The 22,619-nt window shown below is 59.8% G+C and carries 21 protein-coding genes; 3 read left to right on the top strand and 18 right to left on the bottom strand.

What is annotated here, in order from left to right; all coding sequences use genetic code 11:
- The 6 genes from asnS to J5441_07875 all read right to left on the bottom strand — a co-directional run bounded on the left by asnS (position 1) and on the right by J5441_07875 (position 4,687).
- Positions 1–1,386: an asparagine--tRNA ligase gene (asnS, locus tag J5441_07900; protein MBO4935068.1), complete on the bottom strand. Its 1,386-nt coding sequence runs from the start codon at positions 1,384–1,386 to the stop codon at positions 1–3.
- A complete protein-coding gene (locus J5441_07895; protein MBO4935067.1) occupies positions 1,387–2,577 on the bottom strand; it encodes an LL-diaminopimelate aminotransferase in 1,191 nt (396 codons plus the stop codon).
- A 56-nt stretch (positions 2,578–2,633) separates the two neighbouring features.
- Positions 2,634–3,236 (bottom strand): hypothetical protein, encoded by a 603-nt coding sequence (locus J5441_07890; protein MBO4935066.1) that lies wholly within the window; start codon positions 3,234–3,236, stop codon positions 2,634–2,636.
- The gene (locus tag J5441_07885) at positions 3,205–3,402 is read right to left on the bottom strand and encodes a hypothetical protein (GenBank protein MBO4935065.1); all 198 of its coding nucleotides are present in this window, start codon (positions 3,400–3,402) and stop codon (positions 3,205–3,207) included. The genes J5441_07890 and J5441_07885 overlap by 32 nt, the downstream gene beginning before the upstream one ends.
- 388 nt (positions 3,403–3,790) lie before the next feature.
- Positions 3,791–4,288, bottom strand: a complete 498-nt coding sequence (locus J5441_07880; GenBank protein ID MBO4935064.1) for an ImmA/IrrE family metallo-endopeptidase — start codon at positions 4,286–4,288, stop codon at positions 3,791–3,793.
- A 6-nt stretch (positions 4,289–4,294) separates the two neighbouring features.
- Positions 4,295–4,687, bottom strand: a complete 393-nt coding sequence (locus J5441_07875; protein ID MBO4935063.1) for a helix-turn-helix transcriptional regulator — start codon at positions 4,685–4,687, stop codon at positions 4,295–4,297.
- A 276-nt stretch (positions 4,688–4,963) separates the two neighbouring features.
- Between J5441_07875 and J5441_07870 the strand changes: the two genes are divergently transcribed.
- Positions 4,964–6,211, top strand: a complete 1,248-nt coding sequence (locus J5441_07870) for a DNA polymerase IV (GenBank protein ID MBO4935062.1) — start codon at positions 4,964–4,966, stop codon at positions 6,209–6,211.
- A 49-nt stretch (positions 6,212–6,260) separates the two neighbouring features.
- Here J5441_07870 and J5441_07865 read toward each other — a convergent pair whose 3' ends face one another.
- The 11 genes from J5441_07865 to metA form a co-directional block, all read right to left on the bottom strand.
- A complete protein-coding gene (locus J5441_07865; protein ID MBO4935061.1) occupies positions 6,261–8,345 on the bottom strand; it encodes an RICIN domain-containing protein in 2,085 nt (694 codons plus the stop codon).
- Positions 8,346–8,424: 79 nt separating this feature from the next.
- Complete coding sequence (locus J5441_07860; protein MBO4935060.1) at positions 8,425–9,066, bottom strand: V-type ATP synthase subunit D; 642 nt, start codon at positions 9,064–9,066, stop codon at positions 8,425–8,427.
- A 16-nt stretch (positions 9,067–9,082) separates the two neighbouring features.
- Positions 9,083–10,462 carry a V-type ATP synthase subunit B gene (locus J5441_07855; GenBank protein MBO4935059.1) on the bottom strand — a complete coding sequence of 460 codons (1,380 nt, stop codon included), beginning with the start codon at positions 10,460–10,462 and terminating at the stop codon, positions 9,083–9,085.
- 18 nt (positions 10,463–10,480) lie between these two features.
- Positions 10,481–12,247 (bottom strand): V-type ATP synthase subunit A, encoded by a 1,767-nt coding sequence (locus tag J5441_07850; protein ID MBO4935058.1) that lies wholly within the window; start codon positions 12,245–12,247, stop codon positions 10,481–10,483.
- A 9-nt stretch (positions 12,248–12,256) separates the two neighbouring features.
- On the bottom strand, positions 12,257–12,577 hold the full coding sequence (locus J5441_07845) for a V-type ATP synthase subunit F (protein ID MBO4935057.1): 321 nt from the start codon (positions 12,575–12,577) through the stop codon (positions 12,257–12,259).
- Between the two features lie 13 nt (positions 12,578–12,590).
- Positions 12,591–13,442 (bottom strand): V-type ATPase subunit, encoded by an 852-nt coding sequence (locus J5441_07840; protein MBO4935056.1) that lies wholly within the window; start codon positions 13,440–13,442, stop codon positions 12,591–12,593.
- A gap of 40 nt (positions 13,443–13,482) precedes the next feature.
- A complete protein-coding gene (locus J5441_07835; GenBank protein MBO4935055.1) occupies positions 13,483–14,043 on the bottom strand; it encodes a hypothetical protein in 561 nt (186 codons plus the stop codon).
- A 21-nt stretch (positions 14,044–14,064) separates the two neighbouring features.
- Positions 14,065–14,544 carry a V-type ATP synthase subunit K gene (locus tag J5441_07830; protein ID MBO4935054.1) on the bottom strand — a complete coding sequence of 160 codons (480 nt, stop codon included), beginning with the start codon at positions 14,542–14,544 and terminating at the stop codon, positions 14,065–14,067.
- 31 nt (positions 14,545–14,575) lie between these two features.
- Positions 14,576–16,450 carry a V-type ATP synthase subunit I gene (locus tag J5441_07825; protein MBO4935053.1) on the bottom strand — a complete coding sequence of 625 codons (1,875 nt, stop codon included), beginning with the start codon at positions 16,448–16,450 and terminating at the stop codon, positions 14,576–14,578.
- A gap of 53 nt (positions 16,451–16,503) precedes the next feature.
- Complete coding sequence (locus J5441_07820) at positions 16,504–16,809, bottom strand: hypothetical protein (protein ID MBO4935052.1); 306 nt, start codon at positions 16,807–16,809, stop codon at positions 16,504–16,506.
- Positions 16,810–17,026: 217 nt separating this feature from the next.
- A complete protein-coding gene (gene metA, locus J5441_07815) occupies positions 17,027–17,950 on the bottom strand; it encodes a homoserine O-succinyltransferase (GenBank protein ID MBO4935051.1) in 924 nt (307 codons plus the stop codon).
- Between the two features lie 113 nt (positions 17,951–18,063).
- On the opposite strand from metA, the gene J5441_07810 reads away from it, so the two are divergent.
- A complete protein-coding gene (locus J5441_07810) occupies positions 18,064–19,299 on the top strand; it encodes a methionine gamma-lyase family protein (protein MBO4935050.1) in 1,236 nt (411 codons plus the stop codon).
- A gap of 79 nt (positions 19,300–19,378) precedes the next feature.
- Here the strand turns inward: J5441_07810 and J5441_07805 are convergent, their stop codons facing one another.
- Positions 19,379–21,697 carry a hypothetical protein gene (locus J5441_07805; GenBank protein MBO4935049.1) on the bottom strand — a complete coding sequence of 773 codons (2,319 nt, stop codon included), beginning with the start codon at positions 21,695–21,697 and terminating at the stop codon, positions 19,379–19,381.
- Positions 21,698–21,878: 181 nt separating this feature from the next.
- Here J5441_07805 and J5441_07800 point away from each other — a divergent pair, with 181 nt between their 5' ends.
- Entirely contained in the window at positions 21,879–22,583 is a 705-nt protein-coding gene (locus tag J5441_07800) for a helix-turn-helix transcriptional regulator (GenBank protein MBO4935048.1), read from the top strand.
- The last annotated feature ends 36 nt before the right edge of the window (positions 22,584–22,619 follow it).

Genomic DNA, 22,619 nt, shown 5'->3' with positions numbered 1-22,619 from the left:
TTACGCAAGCAGGTTCTTCGCTCTCGGGAAGGGAATCGTGTCGCGGATGTTGCCGATGCCGGTGATGTACATAAGCATACGCTCGAAACCGAGACCGTAGCCCGCGTGCGGCACGGAGCCGAAGCGGCGCAGGTCGGTGTACCAGACGTAGTCGTCCATCGTCATCTTGCGGTCGGTTATCTGCTTCATCAGCAGGTCGTAGTTGTCTTCCCTCTGGCTCGCGCCGATGATCTCTCCGACGCCCGGAACGAGCAGGTCGGTCGCCGCGACGGTCTTGCCGTCCGGGTTGAGCTTCATATAGAAGGACTTGATGTCCTTCGGGTAGTTGATGACGAAGACGGGGCGCTTATAGACCTCGTCGGTCAAATAGCGCTCGTGCTCGGTCTGCAGGTCAAGCCCCCACTCGACGGGGTAGTCAAACTGCTTTCCGGACTTCTTGAGAAGCTCGATCGCCTCGGTGTATTCCACGACGGCGAACTCGGAGTTGACGATGTTGAGGAGCTTGTCCTTCAGGCCCTTCTCATAGAAGCGCTCGAAGAAGTCGATCTCCTCGGGGCAGTTGACGAGCACGCTGTTGGTAATGTGCTTTATCATCGCGGTGGCGAGCTCGATGATGTCGAACAGATCGGCGAACGCGACTTCCGGCTCGATCTGCCAGAACTCCGCGGCGTGGCGCGGCGTGTTCGAGTTCTCGGCGCGGAAGGTCGGGCCGAAGGTGTAGATCTTGCTGAGCGAAAGCGCCATCGCTTCGCCCTCCAGCTGACCGGAAACGGTCAGACCGGCGGTGCGCTTGAAGAAGTCGGTGGCGGCGTATTCTTCGGCGCTCTTGATGTCCTCGCCGAAGACGTGGGTGGTGACGTGGAAGATCTCGCCCGCGCCCTCGCAGTCGCTGCCGGTGATTATCGGGGTGTGGACGTAGGTGAAGTTCCTGCCCCTGAAGAATTCGTGGATCGCCGCCGCGAGCTGCGAACGGATGCGGAACATCGCCGCGAAGGTGTTGGTCCTGCCGCGCAGATGCGGGATCGTGCGCAGGAACTCGAGCGAATGCGCCTTCTTCTGCAGCGGGTAGTCCTCCGGCACTTCGCCGAGGACTTCGACGCTGTCGGGGTGAAGCTCGAAGGGCTGCTTCGGGTTGATGGATTCGACGAGCTTGCCGTGGACGGCGAGGGACGCGCCGGTGTTCTGCCTGAGCACCTTGTCGACGTCGGCAAAGGTCGCCTTGTCGATGACTACCTGCAGGTTTTTCATGCAGGTGCCGTCGTTGAGCTCGACGAAGCAGACCTGCTTTGAGTCGCGGATGGATTTTATCCAGCCGCAGACGGTCATTTCGGTCCCGATGAGCTCTTTATAACTCTTGTGGATATCGCAAAGATCGGTATGTTTCATTTATATTTCCTCCCTGACGGTTCTCTTTATTCTCTCGACGGCCTCCGCCGTGCGTTCTCTGTCTCCGAACGCGGTCAGACGGAAGAAGCCCTCGCCGTTGACGCCGAAGCCGGCGCCAGGCGTTCCGACCACGCCCGCTTTTTTCAGCAGCAGGTCGAAGAACTCCCACGAGCCCATGCCGTTCGGGCATTTAAGCCAGATGTAAGGCGAGTTTTTGCCGCCCGTGTATTCGATGCCGAGCTCGTCGAGCGCGGCGGATATCATGCGTGCGTTCTCTTTGTAATAATTGAGGTTTTCCTTGATTTCCGCGAGCCCCTCATCGCTCAACGCCGCCTCCGCCATACGCTGTATGACGTAGGAAACGCCGTTGAACTTCGTCGCGGTGCGCCTCGCCCAGAGGGCGTTAAGGCTCACGCCGTCGGCGTTCAGCTCCTTCGGCACGACAGTGTAGGCGCAGCGCGTGCCGGTGAAGCCGGCGGTCTTTGAGAGGCTGCAGAACTCGATCGCGCACTCTCTCGCGCCTTCGATCTCGAAGATGCTGTGCGGAAGGCCGCCTTCGACGAAGCCCTCGTAAGCGGCGTCGAAAAGTATCACGCCGCCGCAGTTTCGCGCGTAGGCGATCCACTTCGCGAGCTGTCCGGCGTCATAGACCGCGCCGGTCGGGTTATTCGGCGAGCAGAGATAGATGAGGTCGGCCGGAGGCGTGCTTTCGTCCGGAACGGGCAGGAAGCCGTTCTCCGCGCTGCCGTTTACGTATATGATGTTGTTGCCCGCCATGATGTTTGTGTCGACGTAGACGGGATAGACGGGGTCGGGGATCAGCGCGGTCACGCCCGCGGCGAAGATATCGAGGATGTTGCCCACGTCGCACTTCGCGCCGTCGGAGACGAAAATCTCGTCGGGAGCGATCTCAACTCCGCGACGCGCGTAGTAGCGGCTGACGGCTTCGCGTATGAAGGGATAGCCGCCGTCCGGCGCGTAGCCGCGGAAGGTCTCGACGCGGCCCATTTCGTCCGCCGCCTTCTTGCCCGCTTCAACGACGGCGGGGCAAAGCGGACGCGTCACGTCGCCGATGCCGAGGCGGATTATATCCTTATCCGGCTCCTGCGCGCGGAACTCCGCGGTGCGTTTCGCTATCTCGGAAAAGAGGTAGCTCGGTTTCATTTTCTGGAAATTAGCGTTGACTTTCATAACACATCTCCGCCCATAATATACTAATTGACATTATAGCACAATCGGCGCGGAATTCAATAGCTTTTTTTGCCGAAAACCGGCAATTTCGCGACAAGGCAGAGCCCGAGCAGCAGCGCGGTCGGGTTTTTGCCGCATTTGAGAAAGATCATCGCGCCCGCCGCCGTCAGCAGGAAGGTCACGGCGACGTCCGCGCAGAACGCGACTTTCGCCGCGCTCCCCCTTTCGCCGAGCGCGAGGCGGAGCAGCTTGCCGCCGTCAAGCGAGGAGTGCGGCAGGATATTCAGCAGGCACAGAAGCAGGTTCGCGCCGAAGAAGATATAAGCGCGCAGCGACGCGCCGCCGAACGCCTTTACCGCGCCGGCGGCGAGCAGGTTGCCGAAGCATCCGGACGCCAGGATCAGCGCCGCTTTCCCCTTCGGCGGCTCGGAGTTCAGCTCCATACGCACGCCTCCGCCGTGGAGCGAGACGCGCCGCACGCGAAAACCGCAGGCGTATATCGCGAGCAGATGCGCCGCTTCGTGCGTGAGCGCGGCGAGCGCCGCCCAGACGGCGAGCCCGCCGCTGACGAACATCAGCGCGCCGAGCGAAAGCAGGAACGGCACGCCGACGTCGAAGCGCAGCGCGCTACGCCGTGAACTCGTTATACTTGCCGACAACGTACCTCACCACCCCCATCGCGCTTCCGCCGGAGGCGATCTCGCGTTTCACCGGCGACGTATCCGCGCCGACGAGCCGCAGCGCGAGCAGCACGGCCGTTATCAGCGCCGCGGCGGCGACGCGCACCGTGCCGACGCCGATATGCGATAATATGCTCTTTTTCACGGTTCTCACCCTTTCAACAGCTTGTGCTACATTCTATTGAGGGCAAGTCCGGATTAGAACGAAAAACGGAAGGAACGCGTTCCTTCCGTTTTTGAGTGTAGAGTTCAGAAGTATGTTCTTGCCTCCCTCTGAGGAGGGAGGTGGATTGCCGAGGCTTAAGCCGAGGCAAGACGGAGGGAGAGATAACGACAGCCCTCCTTATGTATAAGCGCCGCGACGGAGATGAGGGATAAGTACACATAAGATAATTCGCCGTCTTCGGAACAGACTCCCGGCAAATCGCAAATCGACGTTATCTCTCCCTCAGTCTCGGACGGCTTACCGCCGCCCTCGACAGCTCCCTCCTCAGAGGGAGCCAAGAAAGACTGCGCTCCTCACAATAACGCCGTCAATACAGCGGATTTTTCAGCTCGCGCGGCGCGTGATGCTGACGGCGTTTCTCGTAGTTCGCCGCCTTTATCGTGACGAGCGTTTCGGGTACGCCGAGCGCGGCCGCCAGTTCCTGCGCCGTCATGCCGTTCACGGCGGCGTGGGAGACCTGCCGGTCGTCTATGAGCAGGTGCGCGGCGAAAAGATTCGCCTCGTACTCCAGCTTGTTTTTCACGTCGAACATCACGAAGTCGCAGAGTCCCGCTTTCGCGGTCGCGGCGCGGTGGAGCTTGTCGTGCCCCAGCTCGTGCGCGCAGATATAGCGCATCTCCTCCTGCGGCAGTCCGGCGTTGATGAAGACGCAGCGGCGGCGAAGGATAACTTTATACATACCCTTGAGCTTGGTGAAGTCATTGCGGAAATAGACCGCTATCCCCTCCTGACGCGCTATCTCGAAGGGATCGCGCGTGCCGTATTTCGCCGCAAGCGCCTCCGCTTCCAACTCGATATAGCTCATTGTGGATCACGACCTCGCGTATTTCCTGTTATCGTTTTTCGCGTCCCAGTAGGCGTCGATTATCGCGCGCAGGACAGCGTCCTTGTCCTCGTCCGCGAGCTCCCCGCCCGCGAAAAGTCCGCTGACCTCCGCGACAAGCTCCTTCGCCTGCGCCATGCCGCGCGCGCCGCCGCGGGCGTGCGCCTGCGCGACGAACTCGTCTGCCTCGCTCATGAGATAGTCCGCGCTGACGGAAAAGCGCTTCGCAAGACGCATGACAATCTCCGCCTGCTTCGGGTAGCAGCGGCCGCTCTCGTAGTTGATGAGCGTGCGCTTGGTAACGTCGATCTCGGCGGCGAGCGCCTCCTGCGTCAGCCCTTCCTTTTTGCGCAGCTCCCTGAGTTTCTCTCCGAAAAGCATTTCGTTTCCTCCCCCGTATAAAAACGGCAAAAATATGAAAGTAATTTCATCATCTTTCACTTGACAATGAACTTAGTTTCACCTAAAATAATAGGTACAGAGCGTTGGTGAAACAAGTTTCACCATTATATTACAATGACTTTCACCATTTGTCAAGGGGTTTTTGAAAAAACTTCACGAATTTCCGGACAGACGGCGAAGGCTTGTTTGCTGACGCCGTTTTTGCGGAAGCGGCGGCGGAAAGCGGACGCGTTTTCGCGGAAAGGAGGGCTGCGCGTGGACAGGACGATACTGCACTGCGACATAAACAACTGCTTCGCCTCTATCGAGGCGGTGCTCGACCCGTCGCTGAAAGGGCTGCCGATCGCCGTCTGCGGCTCGAAGGAGGACCGCCACGGGATCGTGTTGGCAAAATCGGAGGAGGCAAAGCGCTTCGGCGTGGCGACGGCGGAGGCGATATGGCAGGCGCAGAAGAAATGCCCGCAGCTCGTCATCGTTTCGCCTCACTACGGCGAATACGCGCGCTTCTCGCGCGCGGCGCGGGAGCTTTACGCCGAATACACCGACCTCGTCGAGCCCTTCGGCATGGACGAATGCTGGCTCGACGTCAGCGCGAGCAGACTGCTTTTCGGCGACGGACGCGCCATCGCGGACGAGCTGCGGCGGCGTATGCGCGAGGAGGTCGGGCTGACCATCTCCGTCGGCGTCAGCTTCAACAAGATCTTCGCGAAGCTCGGCTCGGATATGAAGAAGCCTGACGCGACGACGGAGATCGGGCGCGACTTCCGCGAAAAGATATGGCCGCTTCCCGCGGCGGATCTGTTCGGCGTCGGGCGCAGCAGCCGCGCGCAGCTCGAACGCTACTGCATCCACACGATAGGCGACCTCGCGCGGACGAACCCCGACTTCCTTCAGCGCGCCTTCGGCAAGGCGGGGCTGACGCTCTGGCAGTACGCCAACGGACTCGACCTCTCCCCCGTCATGCCGATCGGGTACGTCAGCCCGATAAAGAGCGTCGGGCACGGGCAGACGCCGCCGGCGGATATGAAGGATAACGCGGAGGTCCGGCTTATGCTGCTGCATCTGGCGCAGGACGTCGGCAGGCGGCTGCGGCAGAACGGGCTCGCGGCGCGCGGAGTTTCCGTGCGCGTGCGGGACAGCATGCTCGCCTTTGAGCAGTACCAAACCGCGACGCGCTACCCGACCTCCTGCGCCTGCGAACTCGCGGAGGCGGGCTTCCGCCTCTTCCGCGAGCGGTACGACTGGCGCTGCCCCGTACGCGCGGTGACGCTGACGGCGATAAACCTCTGCGACGAGAAGTTCCCCGCGCAGCTCGACTTCGGCGGCGGCTTCCGACGGCACGAACGCGCCGAGACGCTCGAGCGCGCCGCGGACGGCGTCCGCAGCCGCTTCGGCAAGGGCGCGATAACGCCGGCTTCGCTGCTGCTGCGCAAGAAGAGCGAGTATATCCCGCCCGCCTTCGCCGATCCCCTGCGGCACATAGAAACGCATCTCGATATATAAAAACGCCTCCCGCTCGGGAGGCGTTTGTTGTTAAACTATTCGGTATCACTTACTGCCAATACTCGATCAAAGTCCATCCGGATACGCCGCCATAGGTCGTGTATCCCCAGACCTGGCATCCCGACTCTCCTACCGTTCCGGTGACCGCGACCTGCGTTATCACATAAGTCGTATTCGCGGGTACCATACCCAGATTCGTCGAAGACGTCGAAGTCGAGCTTCTTATATACTGCCCCATATCCGGATTGGTGCGCGTCAGCGTGAGGTTGCAGGTATAAGTGCTGCTGTAAGTCTTGCCGGCGACGGAGAATGAATACTTGATCTTTATCGTGCCGGGCTGATACGAATAGAAGTATTCGCCGCTGAACTTACCATCACCGGACGTTATCTCCTTTGTAATACTTGAAGTGCTCACGCGGCTGTCGCCGCAATATGCCTCGTTGACGTCCGTCGTCACGGAAGGAAGCGGGCACTTGTAAGCGATATGACCGCTGATAATGACTCTGTTGTTAGAATACGCGTCATAAGACGTGCTCTGAGAAGCAGGCGCCAAAACAACGCTCGGGTTCTTGACCGTGACGGTATACGAAACGGATTTCTGCTGACCGATAACGGAAACCTTTGCGGTTATCGTCGCCGTTCCGGCGCTTTTAGCCGTTACCTTGCCGTTGCTGCCGACGGTTGCGACGGACGCGTCGCTGCTCAACCACTCGACGCGGGCGTCCGTATAGTTGGAAGAAACGGCATAGTTCTTATAGCATTCGGGATACAGCGTACAGCTGCTCAGCGACTGTACGGTGAGCGTCTTCGTACCGGCAAGCCTCGCGGCGACGCGCAGTATCGCAAGCGCGTCGGAAACCGTTATCGTTCCGTCGAAATCCACGTCGGCTATCTTCTTCACGCTGCTCGTGGCGCTCGCAAGCCTTGCGGCAATCCTCAGCGCGGCGAGCGCGTCCGAAACGGTTATAGAAGCGTCGCCGTCCATATCTCCTAGCAAGTCGCTCTTCGTTTCCACCTTTACCGTCGAGGAGAACGTATACCAACCGTAATACTTCGTGTTGACGGCGGCAACCTTAACGTAATACGTTCCTTCAGAAGGGAGGCTGTATGTATATGAAGTGGCGCTCAAACTCATTTTTGTATGGATCGGCGTGCTGCTCGCGCTGTCTTTATAGATATAAACGTCGTATGCGCGCGCGTCAAACGATCCCTTCAGAGGCGACTGACTCCACGAGATACTCAAAACCTTATTGGCGGAAACCGAAGCGTTCACCGTCACCGCGGACGGCTTCGCGGGCTTGGAATAGGTAACGCCGTCCTCCGTGAGTTTGTATATCGAAAAAGCCTGAGCCGACGTGTTTCCGGACTGCCAAAGCTGCACATTGGTACCGGGATCGTTCACGCCGCCGGTGACGTCTATAACCATACTCGTATATGCCGGCGAAAGCGCGTATCCGTTGCCCATAGTTGAAATGAACCATCTTTGCGCGGTAGAATCGTTGCTCGTACACAATCCGACGTTGGTACCGTTGCTTGTGCCGAAATTCGCCGCATCCATACACATATCGTAAAACTCGTTGACGATTTTGTAAGAGCCGTCAGACATCCTGATAAAGTGCCATATCTGCTTTGGATCGGAGCTGTTATTTCCGGTCGACGGTAACTGAACATTGCCGTTTTCGGCCGCAAGGTGCTTCCACGAATCCTGCTTGATTATGAACGCGTAGAAATCAGAGCCGAGATCTAAAGAGGTGAGGTGAATATATCCCTCGAAATCCCATCCCATATTGTCTATTCTTCTTTTATCGTCATTGTACCAATAGCCAGTATACCTATCACTGGGGTCAAACCCCGCATGTCTATAATAAACCCACTCCGAATCAACGCTTGTTACATATGCGACATGTCCCCAACCCCCATCATCCCAGCAAGCAATAGAATTTGCAGATGGGTTATTATCAACTGGATATCCGTCATATGGCGCATTATCATACCAAGTAGCAGCATTCCCCCACGTGTCCGGTAAGCTTATACCAAGTCTTTCGTACGCCTCATGCCAAACACGATATGTACAACGTTCCTGTTGAACGTCATTTGACCATTGCCAACGCTCATCAATATATGATGCGCTCACATTCAAGACACCGACCGACATCAAAAATACAACGCACATTATGATTGCAGTTATTCTTTTCACTCTATCTCTTCTCTCCTTATTTCCCTGCCGATTCTTTTTTGAGCTTCTGGTCTTTGATCTTCATCAGGCGGGTGATGTTGCTGCGCTCGTTGTCTTCGAGCTTCATGGAGATATACTTGATGGCTTCGTTCATTTCGGGGATCATGACGAACTCGAGCGCGTTGACGCGGCGGCGGGTCTTCTCCATCTCCTCGGCGAGCATATCGCAGGTCTTTTCCACGCCCGCAAGCTCGATGAGGTCCGGAAGCAGGTCCGCGAGCGTCATGACCGCGCCGTCCAGCGCGCCGGAGGAGAACGCGAAGCCGTAAGGCAGCTGCGTTTCCTCGTCGCCGCCCTCGTAGCGGAGGGACGGGACGTTGACGCTCATTATGTTCTTGACGGTCAGCGACACCTTCGCTGAACGCGCCGGCACGAGCAGCGCCTCGCGCACCGCGCTGCTGCCCATGCGGGCCGCCGCGGAGGAGGACTCCGCCATGACCTTCGCGAGTTTTTCCTCGACCTTGCGGCGAAGCTCCATATTCCGCTTTATGTGCAGCATGAACTGACGCGCCATTTCGTCCTGCTTGTCTTTCAGGAGCTTATGCCCCCTGACAGCGGTCTTGACACGCCTTTTGTACTTGTTCAGCTCCATCCGCGTGGGATTTATCAGCTTCGCCATTTCAGGTCTCCGTTAATCAGTTTTTCGCTTCGTGATAGTATTTATCGAGGTATTCGGTGCGGATACGCTTCAGCTCGGTGCGCGGCAGGATGCCGAGCAGCTCCCAGCCGATATCCAGCGTTTCTTCTATGCTGCGGTCGGTTTCGTAGCCCTGCGAAACGTAGCGCTTCTCGAACTCGACGGCGAACTTCGCGTAAAGCTTATCCATTTCGGAAAGCGCGGATTCGCCGAGGATGACCGCCAGCTCCTTCGCGTCCTTGCCGCGGGCGTAGGCGGAGAAGAGCTGATTCATCGTGTCCGCGTGGTCCTCGCGGGTCTTGCCCTTGCCGATGCCCTTGTCTTTGAGTCGGCTGAGGGAAGGCAGGACGTCGATGGGCGGCGTAACGCCGTTGTAGTAAAGCTCGCGCGAGAGGATGATCTGCCCCTCCGTGATGTAGCCCGTAAGATCGGGGATCGGGTGGGTCTTGTCGTCCTCCGGCATTGTCAGGATCGGGATCTGGGTGATCGAGCCCTTGTTGCCGTTGATCCTGCCAGCTCTTTCGTACATCGACGCGAGGTCGGTGTAGAGATAGCCGGGGTAGCCGCGGCGGCCGGGAACTTCCTTGCGCGCGGCGGAAACCTCGCGGAGCGCTTCCGCGTAGTTGGTTATGTCGGTCATTATGACGAGCACGTGCATACCGAGCTCGTAGGCGAGGTATTCCGCGCAGGTTATCGCCATTCGCGGAGTCGCGATACGCTCGACCGCCGGGTCGTTGGCGAGGTTCATGAAGAGCACCGAGCGCTCGATAGAACCGGTGCGGCGGAAGTCGTCGATGAAGAACTGCGCCTCCTCGAACGTGATGCCGATGGCGGCGAAGACGACGGCGAACTTCTCGTTGCTGCCGAGCACCTTGCCCTGACGGGCGATCTGCGCCGCGATCTTCGCGTGAGGCAGGCCGCTTCCGCTGAAGATGGGCAGTTTCTGCCCGCGGACGAGGGTGTTCAGCCCGTCGATCGCGGAGATGCCGGTCTGTATGAACTCCGCCGGATAGTCGCGAGCCGCGGGGTTCATGGGCGAGCCGTTTATGTCGAGTTTCTTCTCGGGGATTATCTCGGGGCCGTCGTCGATGGAGCGCCCCATGCCGTCGAAAACTCTGCCGAGCATATCGCGGCTGACGGAAAGCGTCGTGCCGTGGCCGAGGAACTTCGCCTTGCTCTCCGCGACGCGGAGCCCCTGCGAGCTCTCGAAAAGCTGCACCATCGCTCTGTCGCCGTCGATTTCAAGCACCTTGCCGACGCGGATATTCCCGTCCGCCTGCTTGATGTGGACGAGCTCGTCGTATTTGACGCCTTCGACGCCCTCAACGACCATTATCGGCCCGACGACCTCGGTTATGGTCTTGTATTCCTTCTGCATAACTTCCTCCGTTCCGCGCTATCTCAATTCCGCGAATTCGCGGCGAAGCCCCTTCTCGGCCTCCGCGGCGGTCTGTTCCCATTCGCTTTCGCGCACGTACTTCATCCTGCCGATGTCGTCCAGGCACGCCATGGACGTTATACGGGCAAAGGATACTCCGTTCTCAAGCGCGCGAAGCCCCAGCTCGTACCAGAGCAGGATCATCGCGAGGATATCGTGCTGCTTCTTCGGCGAGGTGAAGGTGTCGACCTCGTGGAAGGCGTTCTGATGCAGAAAGTCCTCGCGGATGGAGCGCGCGCATTCGAGCGTCAGGCGGTCCTTCTCGCCCAGCGCGTCGACGCCGACGAGGCGGACGACCTCGTCCAGCTCGGACTCCTGCTGAAGCAGCGAGACGGCCTGCGCCACGTTCTTCGACCAGTCCTGCGCTACCGCCTTGTCGAAGTAGGCGTGGACGTTGTCGTTATAGAGCGAGTAGCTGCGCAGCCAGTCTATCGCGGGGAAATGGCGCTTGTAAGCGAGCTGCGCGCTCAGGCACCAGAAGACCTTGACTATACGCAGAGTCGCCTGCGAGACAGGCTCGGAAATGTCGCCGCCGGGAGGCGAAACCGCGCCGATCGCGCTTATCGCTCCGTAGCGTTCTTCTTTGCCGATGCAGCGGACGAATCCGGCGCGTTCGTAGAACTCCGCAAGGCGCGAGGAGAGGTACGCGGGGTAGCCCTCTTCGCCGGGCATTTCTTCAAGACGGCCGGACATCTCGCGCAGCGCTTCCGCCCAGCGCGAGGTGGAATCCGCCATTATGGCTACTTTATATCCCATGTCGCGGAAGTATTCCGCGATCGTTATTCCGGTGTAGATCGACGCTTCGCGCGCCGCGACGGGCATATCGGAGGTGTTGGCGATAAGCACCGTGCGCTTCATTATCGGCAGCCCCGTGCGCGGGTCGTTCAGCTCGGGGAACTCCTTGAGAACGTCGGTCATTTCGTTGCCGCGTTCGCCGCAGCCGATGTAGACGATGATGTCGGCGTCCGCCCACTTCGCGAGCTGGTGCTGGACGACGGTCTTGCCGGAGCCGAAGGGGCCGGGGATCGCCGCGATGCCGCCCTTCGCTATCGGGAAGAGGGTGTCGATGACGCGCTGTCCGGTCACCATAGGCTCGTTGGGCGTCAGCTTGCTCGCGTAGGGACGGCGCACGCGGACGGGCCAGCGCTGGAGCATCGTAAGCTCCTTCTCTTCGCCGTCGGCGGTGCGTATCTTCGCTACGACGTCGGTGACGGTCGCTTCGCCCGCTTCGCGGAGCCAGGTCAGTTCGCCGCTGACGTTCGGCGGGACCATTATCTTCTGCGTGACCGCCGCGGTCTCGACGACCGTGCCGAGCACGTCGCCGCCGGTCAGCGTTTCGCCGACCTTAGCGGCGGGAACAAAGTTCCACCTGCGCTCGCGGTCGAGAACGTCGACGCTCGTGCCGCGCTGAATCCTGTCGCCGGTGAGCTTATATATGACCTCGAGCGGACGCTGGATGCCGTCGTAGATGCCCTCGATGAGTCCGGGCGCGAGCTCGACGGAAAGCGGCTCGCCGGTGAAGTACACGGGCTCGCCGGGGCCGAGCCCCGCGGTCTCCTCGTATACCTGTATCGAGGCGCGGTCGCCGCGCAGCTCGATTATTTCGCCGATGAGCTTCTTTTCGCTGACGCGCACGACGTCGTACATCTGGCAGTTTCTCATGCCGGACGCTACGATAAGCGGGCCCGCTACTTTGATTATGGTGCCGTGTTCAAGTTCGTTCATCCTGCCACCTCAAAATATGTTCTTTCCGACCGCTTTCTCCACGTTCGCCTGAATGGCGCGAAGGCCGCTGCCGTCGCTGCCGTCCTTGTCGGGGATCGGGATGATCGCGGGGAAGGTTTGCGATTTATACTTACTGATAAGCTCGGGCACGCCCGCGGCGGTCTTTTCCGTCACGAATATGACGGAATACCCCTCGGAAACGAGCCGCGTTATCTCGCGCTCCGCGTCCTGCGGAGTATCCGCGCCGACGGCGGTTATGCCGAGCGCGTTGAAAAGCAGCACGGAGGCAAGGTCGCCAACAGCGGCAATTTTCGTTCTTTCGGCGTCCATCGCTTACCTCCCGTTAAAAGTCGATATCGTCCTCGCCGCCTCCGGCGAAGATAATCCTGATATTGCGCGCTTCGTTCTGTTTGTCGTTGACATAGCTGCCGAGCGCGGCCGGCCCGAACGGATCGGAGCGGGAATCGCGCAGACAGGCGTTGAGCTTCTGCGAGCAGGCGCGCTCGAACTCGCGTGCGCCGCCTTCCGCCGCCGGCTCCTCGAAGCCGCCGGCGATGAGCAGCTTCGCGACGGCCTCTTCCGAAAGGCCGAGCGCCCTGCCGCGCATGCGCGTCAGCGCGTTTGTGAAGCCCGCCTTCAGCTTGAAGAACTCCTCGAGCGCGGGCGCCTTGCGCTTCTTCAGCGTCGCGAAGATATGCGCGTATACGGCGGAGTCGACCGCGCGGCTTATCTCGCCGGGATCTGTCACGCCCTCGAGCTTCTCGAGCGGCTCGAACGCCGCGCCGAGCATGGAGTATTCATCCGCGGAAACGCATACCTTCAGCACCTCGACGTCGAAGACGCCGCAGGAGAGCAGTATGCCGTCCGCGTCCGCGCCGACGATGCGCGCTTTGAGCAGCGCTTTCAGATTGTGCGCGTCGTATTCGTGAAAGAAAAGGTCGGTCAGCTCCGGCTCGGGCGCGATCTCGTTCATCAGTTCGTGAACGCCGCGAAGCTCCGCGTCGATCATCGGCTCGAGCTCCTGCTTTTCCGCTCCCGCTCCGTAGCCGGTTTCGGCGAGTACGCGAAGGCGTCCGTCCTTCTCCGCCGCGATCAGCCGTGAATACTGCTCGCGGGAAAAGACGGAATCCTCCATCGCTCTGACGCGTCCTACCGCGTACGGGTAGCCGCTTTTTATACCGAAGTTATCAGCCATTTTTCTCCCGTTCCGCCGCCTCGGCGGCAGTTGAAATCAGTTATTCTCCGAAGAGTATGCGCGCGGCGTCGCTCTCGGTGCGCTCGCGCAGGTCGGCGACGATCGCGTCGAGCGAAAGATCCGCGTCGCAGCGTTCGCCGGAAAGCAGCACGCCGCCGCTCCCCTTTATCTCGCCGGCGTAGGCGCCGCCCCAGCGGGCGGCGTTCGCCTCGGCAAACGCCTTCATATCGGCGGAGGCGTAGACCTTGACGTTTTCGGTCATACCGAAGGACGCGGCGAGCTTCGCGTAAAGCTCCGCTTTTTCGCCGTCCGGCAGCGACGCGAGCTTTTCGCGTACGCCGGAATACACCCTGTCGAGCAGGGCGCGTTTTTCGGCGAGCGTGTTTTTGCGCACGTCAAGCTCGGCCTTCAGCTTCTCGCGGTATCTTATCGCGTCCGCTTCGGCCCTGCCGCGCGTGAGGATCGCTTCTTTCTCGGCTTCCGCGGCGGCCTCCGCTTCGGCGGAGCGCTTATCCGCGTCGGCTTTGCCCGCGGACTTTATCTTGTCCGCTTCGGCTGAAGCTCTCGCCAGTATTTTTTCGATTACGGCTTCTGCTCCCATCTTGCTTCTCCCGAATCAGAATCAAAGTCCCTTCGTCGCGAAGAGGACGAGCAGCAGGGATACGAGCAGTCCGAGTATGGCGTAGGTCTCGACGAGGACCGCCATGGTGATGCCCTTACCGGAGGACTCCGGCTGCTTGGCGGTCATGTGGATCGCGGCGACCGCGACCTTGCCCTGATAGATGGCGGAGATCAGGCCGAGTATGCCGATCGGCAGGCCGGCGAAGAAGAACGCCCAGCCCTGCGCGGTGCTGATATTCGCGTTGCCGCCCATAAGTCCGCTCTGGACGAGGATGAGAACGGCGGTAAGGAAGCCGTATATTCCCTGCGTTCCGGGCAGCGCCTGGAGAACCAGCAGCTTACCGAAAAGCTCGGGCTTTTCCGCGGTCACTCCCGCCGCGGCAACGCCGCCGGAGCGTACGCCTATCGCGGAGCCCATTCCCGAAAGGAACGCGGCGACCGCGGCGCCGAAGATGGTGATGACTGTTCCGTTGCTAAACATTGTGTTACCTCCGAATTGAATATCTTTTTAATTATTCTTTACTATCTTTGCCGCTCCCGCGGACAACGTCCACGTTCTTCGTTTCGAGCCTGAACGGCTTGAAGACCGTGCCGCCGCCTTCATAGAAGCGGGTGAAGAACTCAATATACTGCAGGCGGCTGTCGTGAACGTAAGCCGAAAGCAGTCCCATCGCGAGGTTGAAGAGGTGGCCGACGATATAGACCAGCCCCGCGAAAACGTATCCGACTATCGGTATGCCCATAACGAGCCCCGCGAGGATATTCATAACGTAACCGATGACGGCGGTGGAGATGCAGAGCGCGAGGATACGCGAATACGAGAGGATGTCGCTCAGGTAGCTCGTTATGCCGTAGAGACTGCCGAGTCCGCCGGTCAGCTTGCCGACGACGTTCGGTTTCTTCCGCCCCGCGGTGAAGAGCACCACGAGCGCGGCGGCTCCGGCGATGATCGCGCCGATCTTCACGTTGAGCGCCATGACGATAAGTCCGCTTATCAGCGCCATCCACGCGAAGTTATCGAAGACCGCCGTCTGCCAGTCGCCCGCCTTGAACGCGGCGACCGCCTTGACGATCATACCGGTGAAAATGTGGAGCACTCCGACTCCGCAGGCGATCAGCAGCACCGGCAGTATTCCGTCGAGCAGCGAGAATCCTATCAACGGCGGGAACCATTCAGCGCCGAAATAGCTGCCGAAGACGACTCCGAAGACGACCGTGGGCAGTCCGGAGAAGCCGATGACGCTGACCAGCTTCGCCATCTCTCCGCGCGGCTTCATGAACTTCTTGAAGAGCCACGCGCCGAGCATCATCAGGAATCCGTAGCCGACGTCCGCCATCATCATACCGAAGATTATCCAGTACCACGGCGCCATGACGGGGTTCGGATCTATCTCGTAGGGGTCGGGCGCGGAGAACATATTCGTTATGCTCTCAAACGGCTTTACGAACCTGCTGTTTTCCGCCGCGGTGGGCGGTTTTTCATCTTCCGCCGGGTCTGTGAATTCGACCGCGACGCAGTCGGTGACTTTTTTCAGCGCTTTCGTCACCTTCTCGGTGCGGTCGGCGCGTACCCAGCCCTCGATATATACCGCGTCGTCGGTCAGCACCAGCGGCGCTTCGTCCTTGTCGCGTTCGGCGCGGTACTGCTCCGCGAGCAGCGTCACGTCGTTCGCCTTTTGTGAAAGCTCGGCGAGCTCCTTCTCCTTCCCGGCGAGGGCGGCTTCGGCGTCCGCTTTCGCGGCGAGCTGTCTGTTGTATTCCTCCTCCGCTTTGCCGGCGGCAAACGGCAGGCGGGATTCCTCGAATTCGTATTCGCGCAGCAGCGCTTCCGTTTCGGAGGCGTCCTCCGCGGCGCAGACGACCAGAACGGCGCGTTTGCCGGACTTTTCACCGACCGTTTCAAACTCCGCGAACGGCGCGAGTTTTTCCGCAAGCGCGTCCGCCTTCGACGTCGGAACGGTACCGACGCGGCGCACGGTGTATTCGGAGGCGCATACGTCGAGCGCGTCCGCGCCCAGCCCGCGCCAGAGCTCGATATCGGCGGCAGCTTTCTTCGCGGCCTCGGCGGCCTCCTTCAGCGCGTCGCGCTCGCCGACGAGCTCGCGCAGACGCTCCTGCGTTTCGACCGTTTCCGCGTCGACGCGGGCGAAACGCTCCTCGTCAACCTCGGGACGCGGGGTGAACATCCCCTTCTTCGGCGCGTACGGGCGGATATCCTTCAGCAGCGCCTCGGCGTTTCTCAGCTTCAGCTCCGCGGAGGCGTCGCTCAGCGCCTTGTCGTCGCGTTCTATCGGCATGACCTCGCCGAGGGAAAAGAGCGCGTCAATCAAAGCCTCACGGTCATCCCTGAGGCACGCGATATACGCTTTTTTCATCGGTACGAGCATGCGTTATCTCCTGAAAAAACAAGTATGTGATTGCGAAAAACCCGCTGCGCGCTTCACTTCGCAAGCTGCGCGAAGACGGCGTCTACGGCGGCGGGAATATTCTTTTCCGCGGATTCTGCCATACGCTTATCCGCGTCGCTTCCGGCGGCGAGCAGCGTTTCGCTCGCGGCGGCGGCGTCCTCGGAAGCGGTCTCGGCCATGGCGGCGGCTTCGCCGCGCGCGGACTCGAGCAACACTTCTCTCGCGGCGGCGACGTTCGCCTCCGCGGCGGCGGCGTATTCCTTCGCCTCCGCGGCGGCGGTCTCCTTCATTTCGGCGGCCTTCGCCTCAGCGGCTTTTATATCGTCAAGCATTGCCATATCGTTGCCCTCCGTCAGAGTGTTCGCGCGAAAAATCGCACTCTCCTGATATTAGCATTATTCTACCATATATAACAACTTTTGTAAACAGTATTTTTGCGCCTTTTAGCAAAAAACACGCACCTTGACAACCTGCGCGAACAGTGGTAACATATTTCATAACAGATAAACGAACGCCGCCCCGTCGCGAGGACGAAGCGGCGTATGAAAACCGTTTCTATTTAATTTCGTTGAGGTCGTAAGGCGTCGCCTGATAAACGTAGTAATTCAGCCAGTTTGAATAGAGCAGGTGCGCGTGGGAGCGCCAGTTCATCATAATGCCCTGGTTGCTGTCGTCGTGCTTGAAATAGTTCTCCGGCATCGCGGTTCCGAGTCCCTGCTTACGGTCGCGCTCGTATTCGAGCAGCAGCGTTTCGCGGTCGTACTCCGAATGGCCGGTGACGTAGACCTCCCTGCCCCCGTTGGCGATCGCGATGTAGACGCCGACGGTCGGGTCCTTCGACCTCGCGAGGACGGTTATTTCCGGATGCTTCGCGATATCCTCGTCCAGCACTCCGGTATAGCGCGAATGCGGCGCGAAAAAGACGTCGTCGAAGCCGCGAACGAGCGGACAGAGCCTGTCGGTGACGTAGTGCTTGAAGACGCCGAACGCCTTTTCGCTCAGTTCGGACTTCCTTATGCCGTAGCTGTGATAGAGTCCCGCCTGCGCGCCCCAGCAGATATACAGAGTGGACTGAACGTTCGTCTTGCTCCAGTCGATGATGGCGCACAGCTCGTCCCAGTAGTCCACCTGCTCGAACTCGAGACGTTCGACGGGCGCTCCGGTGATGATAAGGCCGTCGAACTTCTTATCCTTAACGTCCGCGAAGGTCTTGTAGAACTCAAGCATATGCTCCGCCGACGTATTCTTCGTCTTGTGCGAAGCGGCGGTAAGCAGGGTTATCTCGATCTGAAGCGGCGTGTTCGAGAGCAGACGCAGAAGCTGCGTTTCGGTCGTCACCTTCGTCGGCATCAGGTTGAGAATGGCGATGTGAAGCGGACGGATATCCTGCGACATGGCGCGTTCGTTATCCATCCAGAATATATTTTCGCTCGTCAGCGTACCCGCCGCGGGCAGATTGTTGTTTATCATGATGGGCACGGCGTTCATCTCCCTTCGGGAACGAAACAGATTATAACATCTTCGCCCCGAAATATCAATATCTTATTTGCATTAGTCGAAAAATATTACCATTCGCCCGAGGAGGCGCGATCATGAGCGTTTATACAAACGAAAAAGTCATAAGAGAAGCCGCGGCCGCGGAAGCCGCCTGCGCGGAACAGTTCGCGCGCATCGACGCCGCCGCGCTTGAGAACAGCAGGCGCGTGCTGGACGCCTTCTCCGAGTGCCGCGTCAGCGACAGCCACTTCGCGGGAACTACCGGTTATGGCTACGACGACGCGGGGCGCGAGGTCATCGACCGCGTCTTCGCGAAGCTTTTCGGCACCGAGGCGGCGCTGGTGCGCCACACCTTCGTCAACGGCACCCACGCGATCGCGACCGCGCTTTTCGGGCTGCTGCACCGCGGCGACACGCTGCTCTCCGTCACCGGCGCGCCTTACGATACGCTCCGCGAAGCCGTCGCCGGCGACCACCCCGGCTCGCTGAAGTCCGCCGGAGCCGAGTACCGGCAGGTCGAACTTCTGCCCGACGGCAGTCCCGACCTCGACGCGATAAAGGCGAATATCGGCGGCGCTTCCGCCGTCTTCATCCAGCGCTCGAAGGGCTACACCTCGCGCAAATCGCTGTCAATAGCGGACATAAAGGCGCTCTGTGAATTCGTCAAGGGGCTCTCCCCCGACGTCACGATAATCGTCGACAACTGCTACGGCGAATTCTGCGAAACGCTCGAGCCGACCGCCGTCGGAGCCGACGTCGCGGCGGGCTCGCTGATAAAGAACCCCGGCGGCGGGATCGCGCGCGGCGGCGGATATATCGCCGGCGGCGCGAAGCAGATCGAGCTCTGCGCCGACCGCCTCACCGCGCCCGGCATCGGACTTGAATGCGGAGCCACCTTCGGCTTCAACCGCGAGATACTGCAGGGGGTTTTCGTCGCGCCGCACGTCGTCGCGCAGGCTGTGAAGACCGCCGTTTTCGCCGCCGCGCTCGCGCAGCGGCTCGGTTACGACGCCTTCCCCGCCTCCGACGTTCCGCGCACCGATATAGTGCAGGAGCTCCGCTTCGGCGCGGAGGACAAGCTGCTCGCCTTCTGCGCAGGAGTGCAGGCGGCGTCGCCGATAGACTCCTTCGTCACGCCGGTCGGATGGGCGATGCCCGGCTACGACTGCGACGTCGTGATGGCGGCGGGCGCCTTCACTCAGGGCGCTTCGATCGAGCTATCCTGCGACGGTCCGCTGCGCCCGCCGTATACCGCCTACCTCCAGGGCGGGATCACCTACGAAAGCGGCAAGCTCGGGATAATTTCCGCGTTTTCGAGAATGGAAGAATAACGTATCTAACATCAAAAACCGCCTCTGACGAGGCGGTTTTTATTATGCTCTTACTAAAGCAAAAAGCGGCTTCGTTGCTTCATTCCCACGGCTCGAGCTTGTAGGCGACGACGCTCGGAGCGCCCTCCCACGTGCCGTTCTCGCCGAAGCGGGTGAAGTAGTACCAGTTATCCTTCGTCACGATATTGCTGCCGCAGTAGACGCTCTGCTGAACGTCCGCGACAACTGCGAGTGTGTTCGTCGCGATATCGTATTCGTAAATGCGGCCGGGCTTTCGCGCCGTCGGGATATAGAACAGCTTCGTTTCGTCCGGCGACATCGATATCGAATAGGTATAACCGATGACGTTCTCGCCGTCGAGGTCCATATCGCGCAGGAAGGTCACTCTGCCGGTCTCCATATCCATCTTGTAAAGGTATCCGCAGCAGCCGCTGATGTAGGTCGTTTTGCCGTCCGAGGTCGTCGCCTGACCGTTCCAGAAGCCGCCCTTCATCGTGTCTCCCGTCTGATAGAGGCGGTTTTCGCCGTAGTCATAGCAGTAGACCGGCCACTGGATCTCGGCGCGCTGCCCGGGATCCTCAACGCCGCGGTAGAGATACACTCTGTCGCCGCTGACGATTATCTCGCGGCTCAGCGGATTGCCGAGCGACCACGGGATGCCGTTGACGTAACGGTCTACCGTGCCGGTCGCGAGATCGTAGAAGACGAGGTCCGCAAGCGGATGCGTGAAGCCGACGAGCTTGCCGAGTTCCGGCATATAGTTCAGCGCGACGACTCCCTGGTGCTCGCACCATACGCCGCCCGGGAAGGACGCGGAAAGGTCGATGAGCGCTTCCTTCTCGATGTCGTACATATACAGATGGGCGCCGCGCTTGGTCATATAGCCGTCCGCGCCGTCGATCTTGTCCTTGTAGTCGTGGAAGCTCTGGCTCGCAAGATACATCTTGTTATCAATACAGTAGAACTTCGTGTGTCCCTTCGGGATTTCCTCGCCGTAAACGTAGTTGCCGCACGCCTTGCTCGCCTCAATGAGGGTGCCGAGGAACTTGACGACGTCAGTCTCCGGATCATACGAGAAGACGGCGAAATCCTCTATCACCTCGTCGGGGATCAGGTCGGTACGGCGTCCGGTGTAGCCGAAGTATATTATGCCGTTATCGTCGATGCCCATCGGATCCCAGCTCGTGTCGCCGGCGAAGCCCTCGGGGAACATCTCGTCGAATTTTATAATGCGGAAGTCGGTGGCGCGGAAGGTCGAACCGACGTATTCGCTCGCCCTCGGCTCCGCGAAGCCCGGCTCGCGCGGCTCCGGCGGGATAACGGGAGCGACGGTTATATAACCGTGCAGGTCTGAAACCTTCACGGTCGTGCCCTCGGCTTCGCCGTAGGCTTCGATTATGAAGACGATGACGTCCTCGAGCTCGGACTGCGAGAAAGCGCGGCACCACCACGCGTTGACAAAGCAGCTGAACGGGATGTTGATATATCCGTCGGAGCCGACCTGCGAGGGTTTGACGTTCAGCGCGTACTGTTCGCGCACCATGGTGTCGCAGTTGGAAAGACCGATCAGTATGCGCTCGACGGCGTCGGTTCCGAGCACGGCGTATTCGGGACCGTAGACCTCAAGCTTGAAGCGTATGCCCTCGGCGTAGGAAAGGCCGGAGACGTCCATCTCGGGGTACGCCGCGCCGGCGCTCTGCTTGTTGGGATTCAGCGTCGCGCTGCGGTCCATATTCTTCCAGCCCATCGCCTTGCCCGCGAAGTCGGCAGCCGCGGTCATGGAGAACCAGCCGTCGCCCGCATCAAAGACCGTGTTGCGGGAGAAATCGCCGTTGTTCCATACGCCGTTGGTGTTCAGACTGTCGCCGATGGAGTCGCAGAGGCGGCCGCTGTTCGCGGTTACGACGGCGTTGACGTCGGATGTGTTCCAGCCGCTGAAAAAGCCGGCGGTGACGGCCTCGGTGTTGCGAGGCGCAAGCAGGTCGAACGCGGCGGCGCGTTCATCCGCGGTCTGCGCGGAGGCGAGCGCGGCTTCGTAAGCCGTCCAGCTTTCGTCGGTGTAGTTATACTGCCACGGCGTCGCGCCCGAGACGTCGGATTCGCCGCGCACCGCCGTTTCAAACACGGGCACGGTCGCCTCGCCTATGAAAGCGCTGTCTTCGGTCGGGGCGAGGTCTGTCATTCCGAGCCCGACGGGCGAGGAATCCCCTTCCTCACGCAAAAGGTCGGAATATCCGGGGGATCCTTCGCTTCGTTCAGGATGTCCGGACGCCGTTTCTTTCACGGCCGCGGGAGCTTCATAGCGCTCCGCGCCCGCGGACGGCACGCACACAGCCGCTATGAGCAGCGTCAGCGCGGCAAGCAGCGATATTATTTTTATTCTCAGTGATTTTTCCATAGCGTTCCTCCACGCCGCAACGGCGATTATACAAGCCGATTATAACATACGCCGCGGCCGTTTGCAACATAAATATATCATATTATATGAAATATCCGACGAACGCCTTTTTACCTCCCGCACCTTGAAATTTTCCAAAAAATCTGATATAATTACAAAAATCACGAGAGGAGGCGGAAAAATGCGTGAAGCTCCGCACGCCGGCGGCGGATACGCCGTCGACTACCCCATCGAAAAGGAAAAGGCGCTGCGCTCGATGATACTCACTCACGACAAGCTCGGCGCGCAGAACGCGCTGAACGAGCTGATCGGACACATATACTTTTCCAACGACTTCGACCTCGCGGAGATAAGGGCGCGGATGATAGAGCTGGTGGTCGTGCTCTCCCGCGCGGTCATAGACTCCGGCGCGGACATGCGCGAGGTCATGGCGCTGAACACGAAGTATCTCGGCGACATAGACCGCTTCACCTCCTTCGAGGATATGAACGAGTGGGTCACGGGGGTGCTGCACAGGTTCATCGACTACTCCTTCGACCTGCCGCGGATAAGGCACTCGACCGCCGTTTATAAAATAACGGAATACGTCAACGCCAACTACGCGAAAAAAATATCGCTGGACGACGTGGCGAAAAAGGTCTTCCTCTCGCGGTCGTATATCTCCACCGTCTTTAAGGAGGAGATCGGCATGAGTTTGACCGACTACGTGCGCGAGGTGCGGATCGAGCGAAGCAAACAGCTGCTGCTCGACAATACCGTTCGCATAGTGGATATCGCGGGCGCGTGCGGCTTCGACGACCAGAGCTATTTCACGAAGGTGTTTCACAAGGCCGTCGGCGTGACCCCGAAGCAGTACCGCGAGAGGCGCGGAAGAGTCAACGCGTGATATAAAAACGGAATATATGAAGCCGCCGCGTCTTCC

The organism is Clostridia bacterium, assembly GCA_017620395.1.
In the GTDB taxonomy this organism is placed as follows: Bacteria; Bacillota; Clostridia; order Oscillospirales; family RGIG8002; genus RGIG8002.
The sequence above is the reverse complement of the archived record's forward strand: the minus strand, read 5'-3'. Positions and strand labels throughout refer to the sequence as shown.

Excerpts from the sequence above, each read along its gene's own strand:
- J5441_07875 (MBO4935063.1), bottom strand. The coding sequence starts at position 4,687 with ATGCTTTTCGGAGAGAAACTCAGGGAGCTGCGCAAAAAGGAAGGGCTG.
- J5441_07835 (MBO4935055.1), bottom strand. The coding sequence starts at position 14,043 with ATGGGAGCAGAAGCCGTAATCGAAAAAATACTGGCGAGAGCTTCAGCC.
- J5441_07860 (MBO4935060.1), bottom strand. The coding sequence starts at position 9,066 with ATGGCGAAGCTGATAAATCCCACGCGGATGGAGCTGAACAAGTACAAA.
- J5441_07880 (MBO4935064.1), bottom strand. The coding sequence starts at position 4,288 with ATGAGCTATATCGAGTTGGAAGCGGAGGCGCTTGCGGCGAAATACGGC.
- J5441_07800 (MBO4935048.1), top strand. The coding sequence starts at position 21,879 with ATGCGTGAAGCTCCGCACGCCGGCGGCGGATACGCCGTCGACTACCCC.
- asnS (MBO4935068.1), bottom strand. The coding sequence starts at position 1,386 with ATGAAACATACCGATCTTTGCGATATCCACAAGAGTTATAAAGAGCTC.
- J5441_07845 (MBO4935057.1), bottom strand. The coding sequence starts at position 12,577 with ATGGACGCCGAAAGAACGAAAATTGCCGCTGTTGGCGACCTTGCCTCC.
- J5441_07895 (MBO4935067.1), bottom strand. The coding sequence starts at position 2,577 with ATGAAAGTCAACGCTAATTTCCAGAAAATGAAACCGAGCTACCTCTTT.
- J5441_07830 (MBO4935054.1), bottom strand. The coding sequence starts at position 14,544 with ATGTTTAGCAACGGAACAGTCATCACCATCTTCGGCGCCGCGGTCGCC.
- J5441_07810 (MBO4935050.1), top strand. The coding sequence starts at position 18,064 with ATGAGCGTTTATACAAACGAAAAAGTCATAAGAGAAGCCGCGGCCGCG.
- J5441_07820 (MBO4935052.1), bottom strand. The coding sequence starts at position 16,809 with ATGGCAATGCTTGACGATATAAAAGCCGCTGAGGCGAAGGCCGCCGAA.
- J5441_07805 (MBO4935049.1), bottom strand. The coding sequence starts at position 21,697 with ATGGAAAAATCACTGAGAATAAAAATAATATCGCTGCTTGCCGCGCTG.
- J5441_07825 (MBO4935053.1), bottom strand. The coding sequence starts at position 16,450 with ATGCTCGTACCGATGAAAAAAGCGTATATCGCGTGCCTCAGGGATGAC.
- J5441_07855 (MBO4935059.1), bottom strand. The coding sequence starts at position 10,462 with ATGCAGAAGGAATACAAGACCATAACCGAGGTCGTCGGGCCGATAATG.
- J5441_07850 (MBO4935058.1), bottom strand. The coding sequence starts at position 12,247 with ATGAACGAACTTGAACACGGCACCATAATCAAAGTAGCGGGCCCGCTT.
- J5441_07840 (MBO4935056.1), bottom strand. The coding sequence starts at position 13,442 with ATGGCTGATAACTTCGGTATAAAAAGCGGCTACCCGTACGCGGTAGGA.